Raw genomic sequence first — 18,280 nt, 5'->3', positions numbered from 1 at the left:
CGCGTGTCTCCGGCCAACAGGACGGCGATACTTGCCGCGTCTCCGAAAATCAGAAAAGCCGATGAGATCATCATCGGATTTTCCATGCCTGAACGCGTACCGTGATTCTGCTATGGCGCCACGCACCCCGTTGGCAGTTTGAACCGGTGCACCGACTCGGAGAGCGTCTCGGTTTGGCTGGTCAGCTCGGCGGCAGCCTGTGTGCTGCGGTTGGCACTCTCGCTGTTTTCCTGCGTCACCCGGTTGATCTGGGCGATCATCTGGTTCACGCCGTCTACTTCCGCGGCCTGCCGGTCACTGGCTCCGGAAATCTTGTTCACCAGTTCCGTCACGCGCCCCACCGAGTCAATGATCGAGACCAGTTCGGAATTGACGCTGCGCGACAGTTCCTCGCCGTTGCGGGAGAGCGCGACGGAGTCATTTAAGAGCCCTTCGGTTTTCACCGCCGACTCCTTGGACCGCCCGGCAAGATCCTGCACTTTGGCCGTGACGGCTTCAAACCCCGCGCCTGCCTGGTCTACATAGGCCGCCTCCACCGCCGCGTTCAGCGCAAGGTAATTCGTTTGCAGCGCCATGGTGTGGAGTTCCTTCACCACCTTCTCCATGCCGTCTTGAGACAATTCCGCACCGGCCTCGCCGTCTCCCGCGCCGACAGTGACCTCCGCAATCTGTTCAATATTCACGGCAACATCTTTGGATCGTTTCGACAACTTCCGCACTTCCTCCGCCACCACTGCAAAACCCCGTGCCGAGGCTCCGACCCGCGCGGCCTCGCGGGCGGCATTCTTGGCCAGCTCGTCCGTCTGCGATGAAATGGCGTTGATCTCCTGCAGAATCGTCTGTGTATTCTCCGCTGCGGCGCGGATCTGTCCGACGGCGTCAAGCAGTTCCATCATGCCCGACCGCCCGTCCTCCACTGATTGCTGAGCCGTCACGGTGATTTCCCGCGCCTGCTTCGTATTCTCGGCGGTCTGCTTGGAGTGTTGCGCAATCTGGGTCATGCTGCCCGAAATCTCGCGGAGCGATGATGCCTGTTCGGAGGCGCCCGCCGCCACGGCGTCGCTGCTGCGGGAAATCTCTTGCGCGGCGGCGGACACCTTGGAGACCGCTCCGGAAACCTGCAGGAAGGCTTCACACAGGGAGTGCAGCGACGTGTTCAGCACCTTCTTGATGCGAGCGTGATCGCCGCGATACTTGCCGCTCATACGGGCCGTTAAATCGTAGGTCGACAGCTTGCTCAGGACACCGCTGGCTTCCTGCACCGGATTGATGGTGGCGTCAAGCACGTCGTTGACCCCCGCGATCAGTGCCTTCCAGTTCCCTTCGAAGTCCCAATCGTTGCCGCGCGTGTCCAGCTTGCCCTCTTTGATCGCACGGATCAAATTCTGGGTTTCGTGGTGCATCCCGTAGAGCACCGCCAGAAACGTGTTCAGGTTGCGCTTGATTTCGTTAAACTCACCCTTGTATTCGGTGATGATGAAGTCCGGAATAGAGCCGTGAGCCATCTGGCGGATCGATTCGGCCGCAACCCGCAGCGGAGTGATTAGCGCGTCCAGCATCTGGTTCACCGCGCAAATCACTTCGGCGGCGGCGCCGCTGAAGTCGGCTTCCCGCCCCCGTGCGGAGAGTTCGCCGTTCATCATCTCCTCGGCCAGCCGCAGAATCTCCGCCGCAGCCTCGCGCGTGTCGGAACTGGAGAGCCCTGTCTGATGGCGGCGCACTTCCAGCCAGCAGCCCAGCGTACCGCCGTCCTCGGCAACGACGGGTGTTACCGTGACTTTTACATCGGTCGACTGCCCCGATTCCCGGTTGGAAAGCGCAAAGGTCTCGGTGGTCGCCACCTGCCCGCTGTCCAGAGCCTGTTCGAGAACCTCCAGCGCATCTGCGTTGTTGACCACAGAGCACAAGGGCTGCCCGAGAACATCGTGGGTGTCCTGTGCCGTGAGGGCGCGCATGGCTGTACTCCAGAACACAATCGTGCCCGCGCGATTCGTGCCGCACAGCGCCACCGGCAGCGAAGCCAGCATGCGCGGGTCCAACTCACCACTCGGGGCAGGATGTGTAGCTCCCTCCTTTGGCGGCCGTGGCGGACATTTGGAGGAATTGCGCTCGGAGTCTTTGGGATGTTCGGGTTTGCTCATAAGGCCTCGTCGTGTAAGCCAGCCAGCTTAAGTTGCTTCTCAATTTCCTCGACGGCTCGCGGAATGGCCGCTGCGACCGGCGCAGTCATCTCCGCCCCCAATTCGCTGAAGCTGCGTCCTTCAATTCCGATCAGTCGCGTGCATTGCGGCAACTGATCGGCGAATAGTTCTCCGGCAATTCCCATGGCCTCACGGATTCCAATGCCGTGAATCGATACCGCTCCGGAAGAGGGGGGAATCTCATCCCAATCCAGCACATGAACCGTACCGGGCGGTTTTCCCAGCTGAACGGCGTCCACGATCAAGAGGAGGTGCTGGCCTTTCAAATGGTCCAGGAGCCCCAACCCGGCCAAATCCAGCCGAAGCAGGGTGACACTGCCGGGCAGGTTTGCACGCGAAAGCATATCGTGGACCGCGCATCCGGCGCGGTCATCGCCGGCCAGACTGTTTCCCACGCACACAATCAAACCGCCGCCCGTTTCACTCATCGATGCACCATATGCGCTGTGCACACATCGCCGGCCGAGCGGATTTCGGACTTTGTCGGACGGTAGTGGAGTTCGTTGATCACTCCGTCGAAATAGCTGTGGAATAATGTACACAAGGGGCCGCCCGGCTTAAGACCGCGGTTATGGCATACGTCGCGAATGGCGCACTGGGCAATGGTCAGGTCCGCCGATCCTTCACGGCAAGCGCACGTAATGTCAAAGCCACCCCGGAAATGATGGGTGACGGCCTGAAGCACGCTTTCGAGATCATGAGCCTCCAGATGAATCGGGAGCTTGCGGGCCATGTGCCGTCCCGCGATGCGGCTCACCGAGCTGGTGGCGCCTCCCATCAAATCGTCGATTGTAGCCGCGAACATGCCAAGGAGAAACGAGACTTCGGCCATGGCCTTTTCATGATCTTCAGCACTGGGGGCGGCGGGAGCGGGGCCGGTCATAGGTATTTCTCCATCGTGCGGCAGAAGTCGAGATCCCGGTAGAAATTCTTGACCACGTGATAATCGGCGTGGCTGAACGCGCCGGATGGGCAGGCGTACGCGCAGCTCAGACAGGCGATGCAGTCGTCCGCCTCACCGACTCGGGCGCGGCGCGTCTGTTCGTCAAACACCAGCACGTCCGTAGGACAGAGGTCCACGCACTCGCGGCAGCCCCGGCAGGCGGTGTCATGAATAGCGATTTGAACCATTCCGTTACCTCCTTATGTTGCGCACGATGTCGCCGTTCCGCCGGATCTCGATATCCAGCGGCATATGACCGACCGCATGCGTCGCACAGGACAGGCACGGATCGTAGCAGCGAATCGCAAATTCCACCGCGTTCAGCAGGGCATCGCCATTCCTATGGAGCACGTGGCTCTCGGCGGCCTGGGCGATGGAGCGGTTAATGGCGTGGTAATTCTGCTGCGTGGCCACAATAAGGTTTGCCCGCCGCACGATCCCCTGCTCATCGATCTCATAGTCATGGAACAGCGAACCGCGGGCAGCTTCAATGTGACCTACACCCCGTCCTCCCTTGAAGCGAATGGGCACGCGCGTTTCGCCCCAGATCGCCCTGTCGTCCACGATCATCTTCGCCCGTTCACACGCAGATACCAGCTCAATGACGCGGGCATAAATGTGCATCAGGGTGTTGTGGCACGGTCTGCCGAACTGCTGACAGAAGTTCTGCAGTTCCTGGTCGGCCAGCGGAGTGGCCATGCGGTCGGCGCAGTTGATGCGGCCCAGCGTGTTCACCCTGTATGCCACACGTTCAGTTCCCCGGCGCAGATAAACCGGTTTCATATAGGACCAGTCCAACGCGGCTTCGGCGAGGTGCCGGTCGTATTCAGCGGCTTCAAACTCTGTTTGAATTTTGCCTTCGCTGTCCATCACCCGGAGTGTGCCGTCGTAGAAGGCATGGGCACCGTCCTTCACCGTGCCCATGTACCACGTGGGCAAATCCCATTGGGTGAGCAACTGAGGAGTCTTCTCGAGGAGTCGCATGAACAGGCCCTTGGCGAGGCCGGCCAATTCAGTGACAAGCCCGAGGCTCTCGCCGGTCCACTCTTCAAGGACCTTGTGCTTCTCTTTGTCCAGGACGAAGGTGATTCCGCCGGCAACCCCCGTAACCGGATGCACACCTCGCCCGCCCACCATTTCATTGATCTTCTGCCCCAGGCTGCGCAGCCGCAGCGCTTTCTTTGCAGCTTCGGGTGCCGCCTGCACGACCCCTACAATATTGCGCACCGCCGGATCCGCATCGAGGCCAAGGACCAGATCCGGACCCTGCAGAACAAACAGCGAGAGGGTATGCGAATGGATAATGTGGCCCATGTAGAGCAGTTCGCGCAGCAGCACGGCGGCAGGCGGCGGAGTGACTCCGGCCGCATGGTCGAGCGCTTTGCAGGCGGCCAGATGGTGGGCCGATGGACAAACGCCGCAAATCCGCGCCGTGAGCAGCGGCATCTGGTCGGCGGACATCCCCACCAGAATCCTCTCGAAGCCGCGCAGTTCATTGACCACCAACCCCGCCGACTCCAGCGATCCGTCGTCGGCGATGTCCAGAAAGACTTTTGCATGGCCTTCAATCCGGGTCACCGGATCAATTGCAATGGTGCGTTTCACTCATGTTCCTCCTCGACTTCGGCGATCCACTTTCGGATCAGGAACGTCGGTTTCAGCCCGATCATTTTGGACGCCATGGCGTAGGAGTAGAAATTCTTAGACTCACGTTCGATGCGGCGGATGATGTCCGCGCGGGGAATCGCCGTCACGTGGGACATACGGTCCGCCACATGTGTACGGATATCCATATTGGGTTCGGTAAGGATCTGCATCGTGGGCCCCGCACAGCCCGTGCACTCCACGCCGTTGGTGGGGCAGGGGGCAAGGCAGCGGTCAAGCGTCACCGAGCCCAGACAGACGTAACCCTGGCTGAGAAAACAGACGCCATCTTCCGGCAGCCCTTCGTGGTGCCCCTTGATGGTGCTCACGTCCGTCTGTTTCATCTCACGCTTGCAGCGCCCGCAGATGGCCTCCTGATTGGCCTTGGGCGCGCGGCCTTCCACCAGCGCCAGCAGGGCGTCCAGAATAAACGCCGCGTGCGGCGGGCAGCCGGGAAGATACAGGTCCACGTCGATCACCTCGTCCAGGGGAGTGATCTGATGTTCCAACGGTGCGATCCGGGCGAGCGGTACGGTATGCGTTTCGGTGGTCTTGTTGTGAATGAAGACGTGATCGAGGATATCCTCGCGGGAGTGGACCATGCCCGCGCCGGGGATTCCGCCATACACCGCGCAGGTGCCGAACGCAATAATCTTGCCGCAGCTCTTGCGCATCTCTTCGGCGGCGTGGCGATCATGCTCGGTGCGGATCGCGCCGCTGATAATCCCGATATCGGCAGGGGGATAGTCCTTAATGTCGGTCAGCACCGGGCAGCGTTGGATCTCCGCCAGCCCCAGCACATCCAGGATTTTCTCATGCAAGTCAACGATTCCGACTTCGCAGCCTGCGCAGGCGCTGAGCCATTCAAGATTCAGCGTGATTTTGGGATTGCCCATGGAGGCGACAACCTTATGATTAGATTCACCGCAACAACACGTGCCGGGATGCCGTTACTTCTGCTCGATGATCAGTTTCTTGTAACAGGCGTTCTGTCCCGCGTGGACAATTTCCAACCGGGACTTCCGCTCCATGATCGTCTGCAGGGAGGAGGCGAAAAAACCGTTCATCAGATTGCAGAGTGAGCCTTTCTGGGGGTGGCCGAACCTGAACAGCGTCTGCCGGATCATGCAATCGCGGAACACCAGCATGATCTCTTCACCGCCTTCCGTCCGCTGCACCAGCGTGTCCTGCGCCTTGGGCTTAAAGGATTCGAAGCACCACAGGCAGCGGTTCTCTTCGAGGACGCGGTGCAGTTCGTCCAGCGCCTCGATAATATTGTCCGTCTTGTGAACCTGTTCTGAGAACGTGCGCCCTAATTTTTCTCCTGCCAGATACGCCAGACTGTTCGCCGGATCACCCAGTGCTTCTTCCATTCCACCGGACACGGCGCCGAGGAAGGTCATGGCTTCCTGCAGTATCTGACGCTTTTCGCAGCAATCGTGCATAATGTCCCTTTCTTGACCTTGGCAACGCACCGAGTCCATCTACCTGCGCGAAAATTCCTGCGACGAGTTTCGCGGCGTTAGCGCAAGAAACATGCCTTGTAGGGTCTTCGATGAGGTTGCCCAATTGCGGCGCAAGTGCTGCGTGATGAAGCGTCGCGCCGCAGCACGCCACTATCAAAGGACACGGTTACCGTCGCCAATTGGAGCGCGGGACAAAAGGCACCGCGGTTTGAAGATCGTGAAAAATGCCGCATTGAACGATGGAAAAAAAGAGGCAACCATTGCCCGATACGCGTACGCAAATGTCGCGGATGCAGCCGACGGTCGCACCTGCTCTGATGCTGCAATAGGTGAGTGCAAACGAAGCGGGCTCTTCATTCTTGAAGAGCCCGCTTCGTTGCATCTATCACGGTGCGACCGTCTTTACTGGTTTGCTGCGGCACACGCGCGCCATCACGCAGGGGTTGAAATCGGAGATGTCGTACACAGCCACATCCGCGTCATTCCTGCTCGCGGCAAAGCGCTGAGGACAGCCTGGCTTTCCCGCCATGCCGGAGTCAAGGAGGAACCGGACACAGGCCGTACATTGACGGGCCGAATCAGCATAACAGCCGCCCAGTCAATCTGGATAGCATATGCTGTAGCATCCTCTTTGTAATATGAGCAAGGAGGTCTACATCCGTGTGTCCTCTAATCTCCCGTCTCCGAGCTACAGAGGTTTCCCATATCGTATTCCGAAGAAGCCGAGTCTTCACGGAATATCAAGTATCTATGTTTAGGCAAGACTAATATTTGCAAGAATATTTGTATAAATTGCCAAGCCAATTCATACAATACTGTTATGTCATGATTCAAAATGGTAAAATTCGAATTTGCTTGACAAGAGAGATTGATTAAGTCATATTAATAGGGAGGTATATCGCCACTGTTGCTTGGTGGAATGCAGCCTGTGAGATTGTGTTTCGCGCTGCATCAGGGACCGTTACATGTGCTCTGCTCGGGACGCGCTGCATGCGGCTTGCTTTGATGCGCACCCACCCTTCCCCCTTCCTCAAAATTTCCACATACACCCCCAATACCGACTCAGGGGCCGTCCACATCAGGACATATTAAAAGGTTGTCGGAAAACAACTGTTAAGGAGAGACAGATGAGACACGCGAGATTGTTGGGTTTATTACTGCTATGTTTCGCGCTGGCGGCAATGGCTCAGGCGGCGGGAACAAAGGGTACGACGTCAAAGCCAGTGGCGGTACAACCTGCAAACGTCACGGGCTTGCAGGTGCCGTTCTGGGGTTATCTGACGGAAAAGGACGGCACACCGGTCACCGGTATGCGAGAGTTGAAGTTTGAACTCTACGATGCGGCCGAAGGCGGTACCTTGCTGTGGACGGAAATTCAAAACAGTGTCTCGATTACGGACGGCCGCTTGACGACCACCTTGGGCGCGAGTACCGCTCTCGAACGTCGAATGTTCGAGACGGGTGAATTGTGGCTGAATGTCACAGTCAACCCGAACACGGACAACGCGGAAGTTCTGAGCCCGCGAGCAAAGATCTCGACAACAAACGCCGATGAATGCGCCAGCGCAATCGGATCCACGGGACGGCGTGGTCATGACGGAAGCTTGGACTTTCTCCGTGTCACTGGTGAACTCGTCGTCGACAGCTCGATCACTGGTGGCTTCCTGACCGGTTCGCGGGCCAGCGGTGCCTATTCCCTTGCGGTGGGTAACAACTGCCAGGCGTCGGGAACGAATAGTTCCGTCGCCGGAGGCTCAGGCAATACCGCGTCCGGTGTACAGAGCGTCATCGGCGGTGGTCTGAACAATACAGCCTCGGCCATCTATACTGGTATCGGCGGCGGATGGTTGAACATTGCCAACTACCCCTACGCTTATGTAGGCGGTGGCTATCAGAACACCTCGTCAGGTTTCCGCTCCGTCGTCTGTGCCGGCGCCGGAAACAACGCGATGAAGGACTACTCCTTTGTCGGGGGTGGTACTCAAAACAAGGTGGATGGTCCCGGGGCCACGGGGGGCGATGGAGCCGTTGGAACGATTGGCGGCGGCGCCTGGAACAGCGTCTCCGGAATCTACGGCACGGTAGGCGGAGGATCGTACAACAAGGTCCGTAGCCAATTCGCGTTCATCGGCGGCGGTGGCGGCAGCACGGCGGCTGATTCGAACAGCGCCTCAGGAGATCACGCTGTCATCGGTGGGGGAAGCCGTAACTACGCGCGTGGAGCGTTTTCCTTCATCGGCGGCGGCGGTGGCAATGCCGATGTGGCGGACTCCAACAGCGCGAATGGAGACCATGCGGTCGTGGGTGGTGGACTGCATAATTATGCGCGCGGTGCCTACTCCGTTATCGCTGGCGGTGGCGGACCTGCGGAGTCGGATTCCAACAGCACCGTGGGTACTCAGAGCGTCGTCGGTGGCGGTGTCAGTAACTATGCATCCAACACCTATAGCACCGTCTCGGGCGGGCGTTGGAATCATGCCACCGGTTATGGCAGCGTGATTGCCGGCGGCAGCGGCAACACGGCCAGTGGCTATTACTATCCCGTGATCGGCGGCGGGTCTGACAATGTCGCATTCGGCGACTATTCAACTATCGCGAACGGCTGGTACAACGAAACCAACGGTTACGGTGCTGTAATTTCGGGTGGAGCGTTCAATCACGCCCTCGTGAATTACGGATCAATCGGAGGCGGCAAGTATAACATCGTAACAGGGTTTGCGGGTACGATTGGCGGAGGTACGGGTAACTACGCACGTGGGCAGTACTCGGTTGTAGGCGGCGGTGGAACATGGGAAGCTGCGGATACCAATAGTGCGCTCGGCGACAATTCCGTAGTGGCGGGTGGCCATCACAATTTTGCCCGCGGATACAGTTCTGTTATTGGTGGTGGCGGTGGATCGGGCGCGGCAGACTCCAACAGCGCCCGCGGTAACTGGTCAGTCATTCCCGGTGGGCTCCGCAATGAGACCGCTGGCAGTTATGCGTTTGCGGCGGGGCGCCGTGCCAAGGCCAACAACCAAGGTTCCTTCGTCTGGGGCGATTCTTATGACGGCGATGTCACATCAAGTGCCAATGACCAGATGACGTTCCGGGCCTCCGGCGGCGTCCGGTTCTTCTCGAATACCGGCCTCACGGCAGGCGTCGCTCTGCTGCCGGGTGCCGGTGCGTGGTCCAATCTCTCGGACCGCACCAAGAAAGAGAATTTCCGCACGCTGAACACCAGGGAGATTCTGGACAAGGTTGACAAGCTCCCGGTGCAGCAGTGGAATTACAAGGCGCAGAACGCCTCCGTCAAGCACGTCGGCCCCATGGCGCAGGATTTCTACGCTCTGTTCGGTCTGGGTGACAATGACACGACGATCTCCACCATTGATCCTTCCGGCATCGCTCTTGCCGCCATTCAGGAACTCAGCAAGCGCGTCCGCGAACTGGAAAGCCAGAACCAAAACATGGCGGCGGAAGTTTCGCGTTTGACCAAGACGGTTGAGACGCTTGCCGCCCGCGAAGAATCGGTTCAGAAGGCAAAATTCACCTCGAACACCCCGGTAAGAGGCTCGGAGGGCCGCTAACATGAGCAAGAAACTAACGTTCGCCGTCTTGCTCCTACTGCCGTCGCTGCTGCTTGCCGGCAACCACGAGCCGATAGCAACCACATCGGGTAACGCCGCGAAGTCTCACGAGCGCGCTGCGGAAAAACCGAGCCTCGCGTTGCCCGGACCAACGGCAAATTCCGAGTCCTATTCCATGAAGATGAACACGGGAGTGATCACGGTACTCGAGATGTCCGCCAAGGGCTCACATTCCCTGATCGGTGCCATTAATCTCCCGGTCGTCATGGTGACTCCGATGGCCCCGATGGACGCCAAGCCGGCGAAACCCGTCATTACCGAGTATGCCCTGCACCAGAACTATCCCAACCCGTTTAACCCGGTTACCGAAATCCGCTTCGATCTGCCCAAAGCCGAGCATGTACGTCTGAAAGTGTACAATGCCTTGGGTCAGGAAGTGGCCAACCTCGTGGATGAGGCACGGGACGCAGGAACGTACAATGTGACGTGGAATGCCAGCAGCGTGGCTGCGGGTATGTATATCTGTCAAATCAGAGCTGGCAACTTTGTCAGTTCTCAAAAGATGTTGCTCCTGAAGTAATTCAGCAACACCTGTCAATCAGATACAGGCTCCTCGCGCAATCGGGGAGCCTGTTTTGCTTTTCCGAATAACAAAACAGGGGCCGACCCAGTCATTCTGAGTCGGCCCCTGTGGCATCGAAGCAAAGGTACGCTACTTCATCAGCAACATCTTCTGAGTAGCGGTGAAGTTGCCCGCCTTCATCCGGCAGAGATACAAACCGGAGGAGGCGACGCGACGCAAGGGTAGTCCTGTGTCGCCGCCCGTTGCCCATCGATTCGATTCGCTCGGTCTCGCTCTACAAGGTGATCGTGTACTCGATATAGGAGTCGGTAATCTCATACGCGCCTTTGAACAGCTCATCGTCACTCCGGCTGAACTTGCGACGTTCAGCCTTGGCGCGTGGATCGCTCTCAAGTTTTGTGTCTATGCGGAAGATCCGGCCCTTCGTGCGTCGAATCAACTCCTCCAGAACCCCCGGCGAGGGCATCGTGCGTCCCCATCCCGCGCTAATCTTGTTCTCGTCCAGCGGGGCGAAGGCCACAAGGTCATCACTATTCATCAGTTCCAATCCGCTCCTCGATGCGGTCCCGTTATGGCTCAGATGATGCCCGACCTTGTAGAAGACCGTTCGCTCGAGAAGATCCCGGGCGCAAATCGTCTGGCTGTCTTTCCCGCTCCCAACGGTCCACCGCAAATCATCGTCATGCCAACTGCGCCAATTGCCCGATTGCGCGTCTCCGGGAAACAACAGCACTTTGCCGGAGTCTTCGAGTTCGATGGCCAGTGCCAGACTCATGTTGTTCATGTACCGGTCAAGCCGAAGGGCTAAGTGCCCCGCGCTCGTGAGCCAGTCCAGCGAAATGTTGCGCCAGGCGTTCCGCCCGGCGAGCTGCTCGCTGCGGATTTTCACCGCTTCCTTCTCCTCAAAGGAAAATGACTTTTCGAAGGGTCGGATCTTCTCGAGCTTCGCTGCGTCGTCGTGCAAGGCGTCCGAAAATGCCGGATCGTCGGCGAAACCGCGCTTGCGGGTGTACACCTCGTCGCTGCTTTCTTCCTGCTTCAAATAGCTCTCATCCCGCGGCGGCCCCAGGACATAGAACCGGACGCCGTCCAGCCCCTTCACCTTGGGCTCCTGCCGCCCCGGCACACAGTAGAAGGGCGGCTCCTTCGTCTGCTTGCTGATCTTGTGCAGCACATACTCCATGGCCCGTTGGGTCTGGCTGGTCATTGCCGCAGCGGCATTGGCTGTACCCGTATAGTGAAACAGCAAGTCCTGAAGCCCGGCGACAAATGCTTCCTGCCGTTTCAAGCGGGCGGAGGCGTCCCATTCGGCGGCAACCATTGCCCGGTAATTCGGGTCGTTGACCATCATCTCCATCTTCGCCACCGCGGCGGCCAGCGCCTGCCGGTCTTTACCATATGAGCTTTTCAACCGTTTGGCCAGCTTATCCGTCGGGTCTTCTGTCCACGCCACCCACACCTGGCCGATCTCGATTGTCTGGAACACGTCGCTGCCACGCTCAAACCCGATGATATGGTCCAAATGTTCGTGCGTGACGACCAGCACATCGATTCGCCCGTTGACATGGTCACGTATTTCTGTCGCAAAGCGGTCAAAGTCTGCCTTAGTGCCCATGCAGCTTCCGAAGTCGATGAGCATCGAGCACACCGTCTGATCGGCCCGGTGGAACTGCAGCACGAAACAGTCCCCCGTTCCGATCCTGTACATTCGGATGGTCACCTTCGCAACGCGATTCTTACTCATGGGACGCCCTTAGTATGTTCTGTGCAGAAAAGAGAACGGCTCATTCACGGCATTGTCCTCCGCACCGCCGAAATACGCCACGAATTCGTTGCGGCAGTACTCGCCGAACAGATAGCCATGTTGCCGGCGCATGCGCTCGAGGTTGAATTGATACGTGTGCTCTGCGTGCAGACGCTCGATATCCAGAAGGGGTTTCCGGATCACATATTTCAACGTCAGGTCATCCAGGTCAAAGATCAGAGTACAGCATCCTTCATAGATGAACTCGTCCTTTTTCAACGGGGTATCATCCTTCGGGACAAACGGAGTGAAGGGGTTGCGCGAGGCGGCATCGGCCTCCGGATCGTAGCGCATCCCCACCCGCTGCACCAGCGTCAGCTGGATGTGGTTTTGAATTTTCCCTTGTGGCGAGACCCGGTTGGCGAGCCGCAGGGAGTGGACCTGAAAGTCGAGGGCGCCGCGTTCCTTACTGCCGAGTTGCCCCAACCCCAGCTTCTTCCATCCTTCGGAAAGCACAAGACCGGTCAGAACCTCGAATTCTTCCGAGTGCGCAAACTTCCGGCCGATCCGGTCTTGGAGGCTGCGAACCTTATGGCTGGTCACTTTGGCGCCGTCTTCGGTCCCCGATGCGCGGCTGCCGGACATATAGGCGCTGGTGATGTTGTAGATCTCCCTGCGCCGGGTGACATAATAGATCCGGTTCCGGAAAGCGCGCAAATACTGGGAAAGGAACTTGAACTTCTCTTCGAGGTCCGAGCCGACGCCGTTGGGCGTATACAAAAGGCTCTCTACGGACAGCGTCCTCATTCCGTCCGGATAGATGCCCCGCTGGCGAAAGCCTTCGATGAAGGCCAGACGGTAATCGCGCGCGTCATCTTCAACCAGGTCAAAATCGGCTGTGATAATCGCCCGCAGATAGTCGCCAAAGGTAATGTCCGAGGTCGGACAGTAATCCAGGGCGCGGACGCACATGCGCAGAACGTGACCGGCAGCCTTGGAGGCTTCCTGTGCCAGACGGTTCACCAGGTCGGGATGCAGCTCCCCTTCGGGCAGGACTCCCGTGCCGCCGGTGGCGATGCGCAATAGATCCGCCACACGCCGCTTATAGATGCTTAAGAATGCGTCGAACACCGCCGCTACCAGAATGCTGCCGCGCACATGCGGTTCCGTCGCCTGCTCATAGTCTGTCGGCTTAGGCTTCTTCCTCTGCCATTTGCCGGTGACCGGGTTACGTTCGCCGATGGCCTCCCGCAGCGAGCCGTACAGACCGGTAGCCTGCCCAAACTCCTGCGCCAATTCTCCCAGAAGGTTCTGTTGTTCCAGATCTCCTCGAGTCCGGGCGATCTGATGCTTTAATACTTCCGGAAAGGTAAAATGCTGAAACAACGCTACGATATCGGCGAACGCTTCATGAAAGGCCAAAACGTCCGGGTTGGTGGGTGTGGAATATCCGCTGTGCATCCCGTCCAGCAGAGCATGGGTCGTCTCGTGAGCGATGATGTCATGACTCAAACAGGTAAACACCAGTCCGCCCGGCATATGCAGGCTGATATCATCGGGCGCGGCGAGAAAATAGCCGAACAGCAGGGCTTTCTTCTGTGGACTGTAATACGCGTTGGCTTCCCGCATGGCGTGCGGGTAGATGCGCAACTTGCCGACGTATTCCCGCATCAGCGTGCGGCCCGTTCTCACCCACCTCGGATTCCAGATGGCTTTCCGGCCCAATGCCAGTTCGAAATTGCGAATCGTCGTCATCGCCACGGCATACACCATCTGCTGGTGAAACTGCGGATTGCTGTCGCTCGGCTCCAGTCCCTCGGTCGCCAGCAGGTATATGGCGTTCAGATCCACGGGACGGTAAATCTCGTCGATCGTCGGATCGTAGTCGACGACCTCAACGTATTCTCCGATCGGGCCCGGATCCAGTTTGGACTCCCAATCCACCTTGTAGATGACTTCGTTGATGTCGACGGTCGAGGCCTGAAGCGACAGCGAGGGGTCGAACGCATAGCCTCGGAGCTTGCGAAACGGGGGCTGTTTGTTGTCCATAGGGCGGTAAATAATGAGGGGTACGTCTGTTCGTATTCGAAAGCGCCTGCATACCCATGGGCCGGAAGCCCACGCGGATACAGACGCGCTTCTCCATCAAGGTCTACGCGCCCACGAAGCTGGGGGATAGGGCGCAGAAGCGTGAATCACGCGGCGCTCCCCTTCACTGGGGCAGGGGTGCCTGGCCTCAGCTTTGCGAGTCGCGTTATGCAATCCACGTGGACAAAACTGCCCGGCTTGGTGATCTGCACCACCTTGTCGAGCAGGTCCGTGGCGGCTTGCCGGTGAAGCGCCGCCACGTCGGTCTGTGACGCATCATGACGCAGCATCATCCACATCTCATAATGCACAAGACCGCACGTGTGCTTAAAAGATTCCCGGCGCGGATACTCGTTGCCGTTGCGCTCAATGTGCTCCTGCATAATACGGTGTGCCTCAAACACGTTGTCTCGAGTTCCACTCTTCGCCAGCCAATAGATGAGATTATTGGTCGCGGCCTCCCACAGAGGACGCTGTCCGATCAATCGGGTCGCCGGCAGATCCTGAGTATCGCTGAGGCGAAGGTCCGCTGTCGCGCCTTCGGCCACGATCCGGCATCTGTTGGTCAGGATGGACCGTTCGAGTTCACCATGAAAGTATTCGCCGGGAGCCAGGTCAAGCAACTGAAGAGTCCCGACCACGGCAGCGTGCAGAAACCGATAGGGACGGAAATCAGGAGCGATCCGCGCATGAAGATCGTAGAAGTCAACGGCCTCGTCCACGGTCTTTCGCATGTTCCTCGCGGCCTTGGCACGGACTTTCGGATGAACATCCGGCGCATCCATGGTTTTGCTGTAATCGAGCACCGCGGCTTCAATCCGGAGGAGGCACAACTCGCGCAGCAGAAGATCGATGTCATCGCGCGACGCCTCCGTCACTTCATTGCCCAGATAACTGATGTCCATGGCGTCAACGATCCTTACAATGTCCCGGTAATTCTCGTCCACGAACATCAACTGCAGGAAGATCAACTTGCGTTCGAGTTGCGCCGCCGCAGGAGCCGCTTGGTCAAGCCAGTAGAATTCGGAGCAGTCATCATGCAGCCGCTTGGAAAAGTCGAGGAGTAGTCGGCCTATGGATGATACCTGTCCCGGGAGAACATCCCGATTACAGAGATCGATGACCTGGACCAGATCCTTAGCCAAACCGAGACTGCAATCCCGCAAGGTCACATAATATGGCAGGGAGCCGAAACGCAGCACGTAATCCGGCTTTCCCGATTCTATCGTTTCGATAGCTTCCGACTGGAGCCGCAGGGCTGTCCACCGAAAGCGAAAATCGGCGAGTTCACCCTGCACAAACCGCTGGAACTGATCGAAACCCCGCTTGCGGTCGCGGAGAAATGCGATCAGCTCGGCAAACCGTCGCTCTTCTTTACGCTCCTTCCCGAATGATAGATCGGGAAAGAGCGGCGCCATATCGCTGGGTGCAAGTGAGCCTGCGAAGTCGAAACCGGCTTTCATCTGCTTCCGCCGGTGGTCAAGCCGTTCTACCGCGCGGCTCAGAGCATGAATGGCATTCCGGCCTTCCTCGCTGGCGGACATCGAATAATACGATGCGTTCTCGTCCAGGGATCCGCCCGCACCGAAGTCTCGCGCTATCTCTGCCATCAATTTGCTGTTCTCCGAAAACACGGCGTAATCCTGGCGCAACTGAATGACCTTGGCCAAAACATCGCCGCGTTTCTGCGGATCCAGTGCTCTTGCCGTCAGGGAAAGAATGTTCTGGTTGCGGATCGTCGTGAACAAACGAAAGGTATCCAATTGCCGGAAGAAGTACACCATGGGATTCGTACTGTCCTGCGGGTGACGCAGGTCCACCACGAGGGCTTTCAACGCGTCAATGGATGCGACGTTGACTTGCAGCCCGGGAACGCAGACGTGGCTGGTATCCGCGGAGATGGATTCAGCCCGGGTTAGCGCCCTGACAAGAGCGGGCGAATTGGAAAGGAATAGGAGGATGTCACGCGGCGCTTCCGGCTGCTCACTCTGGGTGCGTCGATAGAGATCATGGTTCAGACGCTCTACCCACGTCAACGCAACGGCGTCGTTGGCGTCGGATCGGTCGCGAAACTCGCGCCTCCGCTCGTCCACGCAGCGTGTGTACCAGAAAGGGTCACTGCCGACATCCGCCGGCCCCGGCAAATCGACTGGGGCAGGACGACCCGACGGCAAGAGGCGGGATTTTTTCGGAATGGACGGTGCTTGTCTGCTGACCTCTTCGTCCGCGGTAGTCTTAGGAGGGGGGAAATGACACGTTACGGTGCGGATTACCTCCGAAGGCAGACGGTCTTCCAATCGCGTCGTAACGCGCGGGGTCAGAAAGCTCGTGCCGAACAAGGACTGGAGAAGATGCACCCCGGCGGAGAATGTGCCTGACATCAACATCGCCAGGTTCGGATACTCTTGCTCCAATTTGCGGACGATCGCCTGGAAGTCTTGATCGTTGATCTGGCCACCCTGCGGTCCGGCATCCTCCGGCAGCGCCGCTGATCGGAAAAGGTCATTCAACTGATGACGCAACAGCTCGAACTCAACGTTGACCCGCCGCTGGACGAAATTCGGCAAATCCTTCACAAAATGGCGGTATTCTTCGGCGTGGGGTGGCAGCATGACCAAGGGATAAAACTCTGCGGAGAGCCCGAAGAACAGCACCATCTGACCGTGGCGCTCGCTGACTTTGTCCACTCCTGCGCCGGCGCCGCGCTCTTTGTCCAGTGTCGGAAACGCCAACCGGATCAACTCGGCGAAATCCACCGCGATGTGCAGCCGGGCGGCGGGTTGCGGTGAGCCATGATCCACATAATCCCCGCCCAGAATTAACCGCTGGTCCTGCTCCATGCGCCGCAACACTTTTTCGATCTCGTTGCCCCACGCCGTCACCTCACGATGGCACTGAGCAATAGACTGGCAGGCTTGGACGATGTCCGGGGGAATATTGTCAATCGGGTTCATAGCTCCATCTCCTGTGCAAGCGGCTTTCCGGTCATTTTGAGGATTTGCTGGCTCGTTTCACCGCTCCAACTGAGCAGTACGATCTTCCATTTCTGGCTTTCAGTGTCAAACCTCAAGAGGCTGAGCAGCCGCACACCGCTGCCCGGATCGAACGACTGAATAGAGAAGACCGCCTCAGACTCATCGCCCATCTCGTTTTCCTGCTGAATATGGGCCCGTTCCCACTCCGCCGATTCGTCCGCCCGGAAGAGGGAAGCCCCGTGCTTCTGCAGTGACACCCCTACCTCGAACTGATAGTCGTCTGGCAGCGTCCGTGTGGCGTACTCTTCGAAATCGATGTTTGAGGATTGCCTCTCATATCTCCATCCATGAAATAGCGCGACCGCTGCGGCATGATCGGCGAATGGCGGCGCCAAATCCAATTTCGGATCCAGAACCGTCTGGATGAACTCGCGATGCAAACCATGATAGGTCGCGCGTCCCAATATATTCAAGATATAAGACAATCCGCGCTCGCGATGGAGTTCGACTAATCCCCTCCATCCTTGGACGCAAAACCGCGGATGGCTCATCAGGCTCATGTACAGACGTTCCATATCGGCGCTGTACGGGTGTTTCTCTGCGGGTTGCAGCGTGCGGTAGATGGTCCTCAAGGCTAAAAGCAGCTTCGGGGTCATCATCGCATCGGAAGCCTGAACCCGCTCGAACTGCTCGGCCAGCATGCCGCCGACCATTATGGAGATCACATCGCGAACGTGCCAGAGGATGGCTAGATTCAGCAGCCTGTCCAGATACAATGGCGTGTCATCCCGATTACCCTGGTCAAACTGGCCGAGCAGAGTGCGGACGGCGCCGCTTAAGGCCGTGTTCACCGACGCTCGAAGCCCGTATCCACGCTCTCCCAGGTTGCGTTCCAGATCTTCGCGCAGGAGATTGAGCGATGCGTGAGGGGCTCCCGTGCTGATCTTGTCCGGAAAGGGGTAGGAATAGCCGAATTGCAGGATGCCTTTCATCCACGCCTGCAACTCGGTCTCGTGAAGACCGGCAAGCCAAAGTAGGCGATCCTCATAGGAATCCGTAATGTTCAT

At 58.3% G+C, this 18,280-nt stretch carries 13 protein-coding genes; 2 read left to right on the top strand and 11 right to left on the bottom strand.

What is annotated here, in order from left to right:
* Positions 1-110: 110 nt before the first annotated feature.
* From VGL38_14840 to VGL38_14810, 7 genes are read right to left on the bottom strand one after another with little or no spacing between them, the layout of a single operon-like run.
* A complete protein-coding gene (locus VGL38_14840) occupies positions 111-2,141 on the bottom strand; it encodes a methyl-accepting chemotaxis protein (protein HEY3296705.1) in 2,031 nt (676 codons plus the stop codon).
* The gene (locus VGL38_14835; protein HEY3296704.1) at positions 2,138-2,629 is read right to left on the bottom strand and encodes a hydrogenase maturation protease; all 492 of its coding nucleotides are present in this window, start codon (positions 2,627-2,629) and stop codon (positions 2,138-2,140) included. Before VGL38_14835 ends, VGL38_14840 begins: the two co-directional genes overlap by 4 nt.
* Positions 2,626-3,084, bottom strand: a complete 459-nt coding sequence (locus VGL38_14830) for a hypothetical protein (protein ID HEY3296703.1) — start codon at positions 3,082-3,084, stop codon at positions 2,626-2,628. Before VGL38_14830 ends, VGL38_14835 begins: the two co-directional genes overlap by 4 nt.
* Positions 3,081-3,332, bottom strand: a complete 252-nt coding sequence (locus tag VGL38_14825) for a 4Fe-4S dicluster domain-containing protein (protein HEY3296702.1) — start codon at positions 3,330-3,332, stop codon at positions 3,081-3,083. The genes VGL38_14830 and VGL38_14825 overlap by 4 nt, the downstream gene beginning before the upstream one ends.
* Positions 3,333-3,336: 4 nt before the next feature.
* On the bottom strand, positions 3,337-4,749 hold the full coding sequence (locus tag VGL38_14820; GenBank protein ID HEY3296701.1) for a Ni/Fe hydrogenase subunit alpha: 1,413 nt from the start codon (positions 4,747-4,749) through the stop codon (positions 3,337-3,339).
* On the bottom strand, positions 4,746-5,684 hold the full coding sequence (locus VGL38_14815) for a methyl viologen-reducing hydrogenase (GenBank protein HEY3296700.1): 939 nt from the start codon (positions 5,682-5,684) through the stop codon (positions 4,746-4,748). Before VGL38_14815 ends, VGL38_14820 begins: the two co-directional genes overlap by 4 nt.
* A 54-nt stretch (positions 5,685-5,738) precedes the next feature.
* On the bottom strand, positions 5,739-6,233 hold the full coding sequence (locus VGL38_14810) for a hypothetical protein (protein ID HEY3296699.1): 495 nt from the start codon (positions 6,231-6,233) through the stop codon (positions 5,739-5,741).
* Between the two features lie 1,148 nt (positions 6,234-7,381).
* On the opposite strand from VGL38_14810, the gene VGL38_14805 reads away from it, so the two are divergent.
* Together VGL38_14805 and VGL38_14800 are read left to right on the top strand one after the other, a co-directional pair.
* Positions 7,382-9,823, top strand: coding sequence for a tail fiber domain-containing protein (locus tag VGL38_14805; GenBank protein HEY3296698.1), 2,442 nt, complete (start codon positions 7,382-7,384; stop codon positions 9,821-9,823).
* Position 9,824: 1 nt separating this feature from the next.
* Entirely contained in the window at positions 9,825-10,403 is a 579-nt protein-coding gene (locus VGL38_14800; GenBank protein HEY3296697.1) for a T9SS type A sorting domain-containing protein, read from the top strand.
* Positions 10,404-10,680: 277 nt separating this feature from the next.
* Here VGL38_14800 and VGL38_14795 read toward each other — a convergent pair whose 3' ends face one another.
* The 4 genes from VGL38_14795 to VGL38_14780 all read right to left on the bottom strand — a co-directional run bounded on the left by VGL38_14795 (position 10,681) and on the right by VGL38_14780 (position 18,280).
* Positions 10,681-12,150, bottom strand: coding sequence for a hypothetical protein (locus VGL38_14795; protein ID HEY3296696.1), 1,470 nt, complete (start codon positions 12,148-12,150; stop codon positions 10,681-10,683).
* A gap of 9 nt (positions 12,151-12,159) precedes the next feature.
* Positions 12,160-14,199, bottom strand: a complete 2,040-nt coding sequence (locus VGL38_14790; protein HEY3296695.1) for a hypothetical protein — start codon at positions 14,197-14,199, stop codon at positions 12,160-12,162.
* Between the two features lie 146 nt (positions 14,200-14,345).
* Positions 14,346-17,192, bottom strand: coding sequence for a hypothetical protein (locus VGL38_14785; GenBank protein HEY3296694.1), 2,847 nt, complete (start codon positions 17,190-17,192; stop codon positions 14,346-14,348).
* Complete coding sequence (locus tag VGL38_14780) at positions 17,189-18,280, bottom strand: hypothetical protein (GenBank protein HEY3296693.1); 1,092 nt, start codon at positions 18,278-18,280, stop codon at positions 17,189-17,191. Before VGL38_14780 ends, VGL38_14785 begins: the two co-directional genes overlap by 4 nt.

The organism is bacterium, assembly GCA_036504735.1.
Taxonomy (GTDB): domain Bacteria; phylum Electryoneota; class RPQS01; order RPQS01; family RPQS01; genus DASXUQ01.
This window is presented reverse-complemented; position numbering and strand designations above follow the sequence as displayed.

Excerpts from the sequence above, each read along its gene's own strand:
- VGL38_14840 (HEY3296705.1), bottom strand. The coding sequence starts at position 2,141 with ATGAGCAAACCCGAACATCCCAAAGACTCCGAGCGCAATTCCTCCAAA.
- VGL38_14835 (HEY3296704.1), bottom strand. The coding sequence starts at position 2,629 with ATGAGTGAAACGGGCGGCGGTTTGATTGTGTGCGTGGGAAACAGTCTG.
- VGL38_14830 (HEY3296703.1), bottom strand. The coding sequence starts at position 3,084 with ATGACCGGCCCCGCTCCCGCCGCCCCCAGTGCTGAAGATCATGAAAAG.
- VGL38_14825 (HEY3296702.1), bottom strand. The coding sequence starts at position 3,332 with ATGGTTCAAATCGCTATTCATGACACCGCCTGCCGGGGCTGCCGCGAG.
- VGL38_14815 (HEY3296700.1), bottom strand. The coding sequence starts at position 5,684 with ATGGGCAATCCCAAAATCACGCTGAATCTTGAATGGCTCAGCGCCTGC.
- VGL38_14810 (HEY3296699.1), bottom strand. The coding sequence starts at position 6,233 with ATGCACGATTGCTGCGAAAAGCGTCAGATACTGCAGGAAGCCATGACC.
- VGL38_14805 (HEY3296698.1), top strand. The coding sequence starts at position 7,382 with ATGAGACACGCGAGATTGTTGGGTTTATTACTGCTATGTTTCGCGCTG.
- VGL38_14800 (HEY3296697.1), top strand. The coding sequence starts at position 9,825 with ATGAGCAAGAAACTAACGTTCGCCGTCTTGCTCCTACTGCCGTCGCTG.
- VGL38_14795 (HEY3296696.1), bottom strand. The coding sequence starts at position 12,150 with ATGAGTAAGAATCGCGTTGCGAAGGTGACCATCCGAATGTACAGGATC.
- VGL38_14790 (HEY3296695.1), bottom strand. The coding sequence starts at position 14,199 with ATGGACAACAAACAGCCCCCGTTTCGCAAGCTCCGAGGCTATGCGTTC.
- VGL38_14785 (HEY3296694.1), bottom strand. The coding sequence starts at position 17,192 with ATGAACCCGATTGACAATATTCCCCCGGACATCGTCCAAGCCTGCCAG.
- VGL38_14780 (HEY3296693.1), bottom strand. The coding sequence starts at position 18,280 with ATGAACATTACGGATTCCTATGAGGATCGCCTACTTTGGCTTGCCGGT.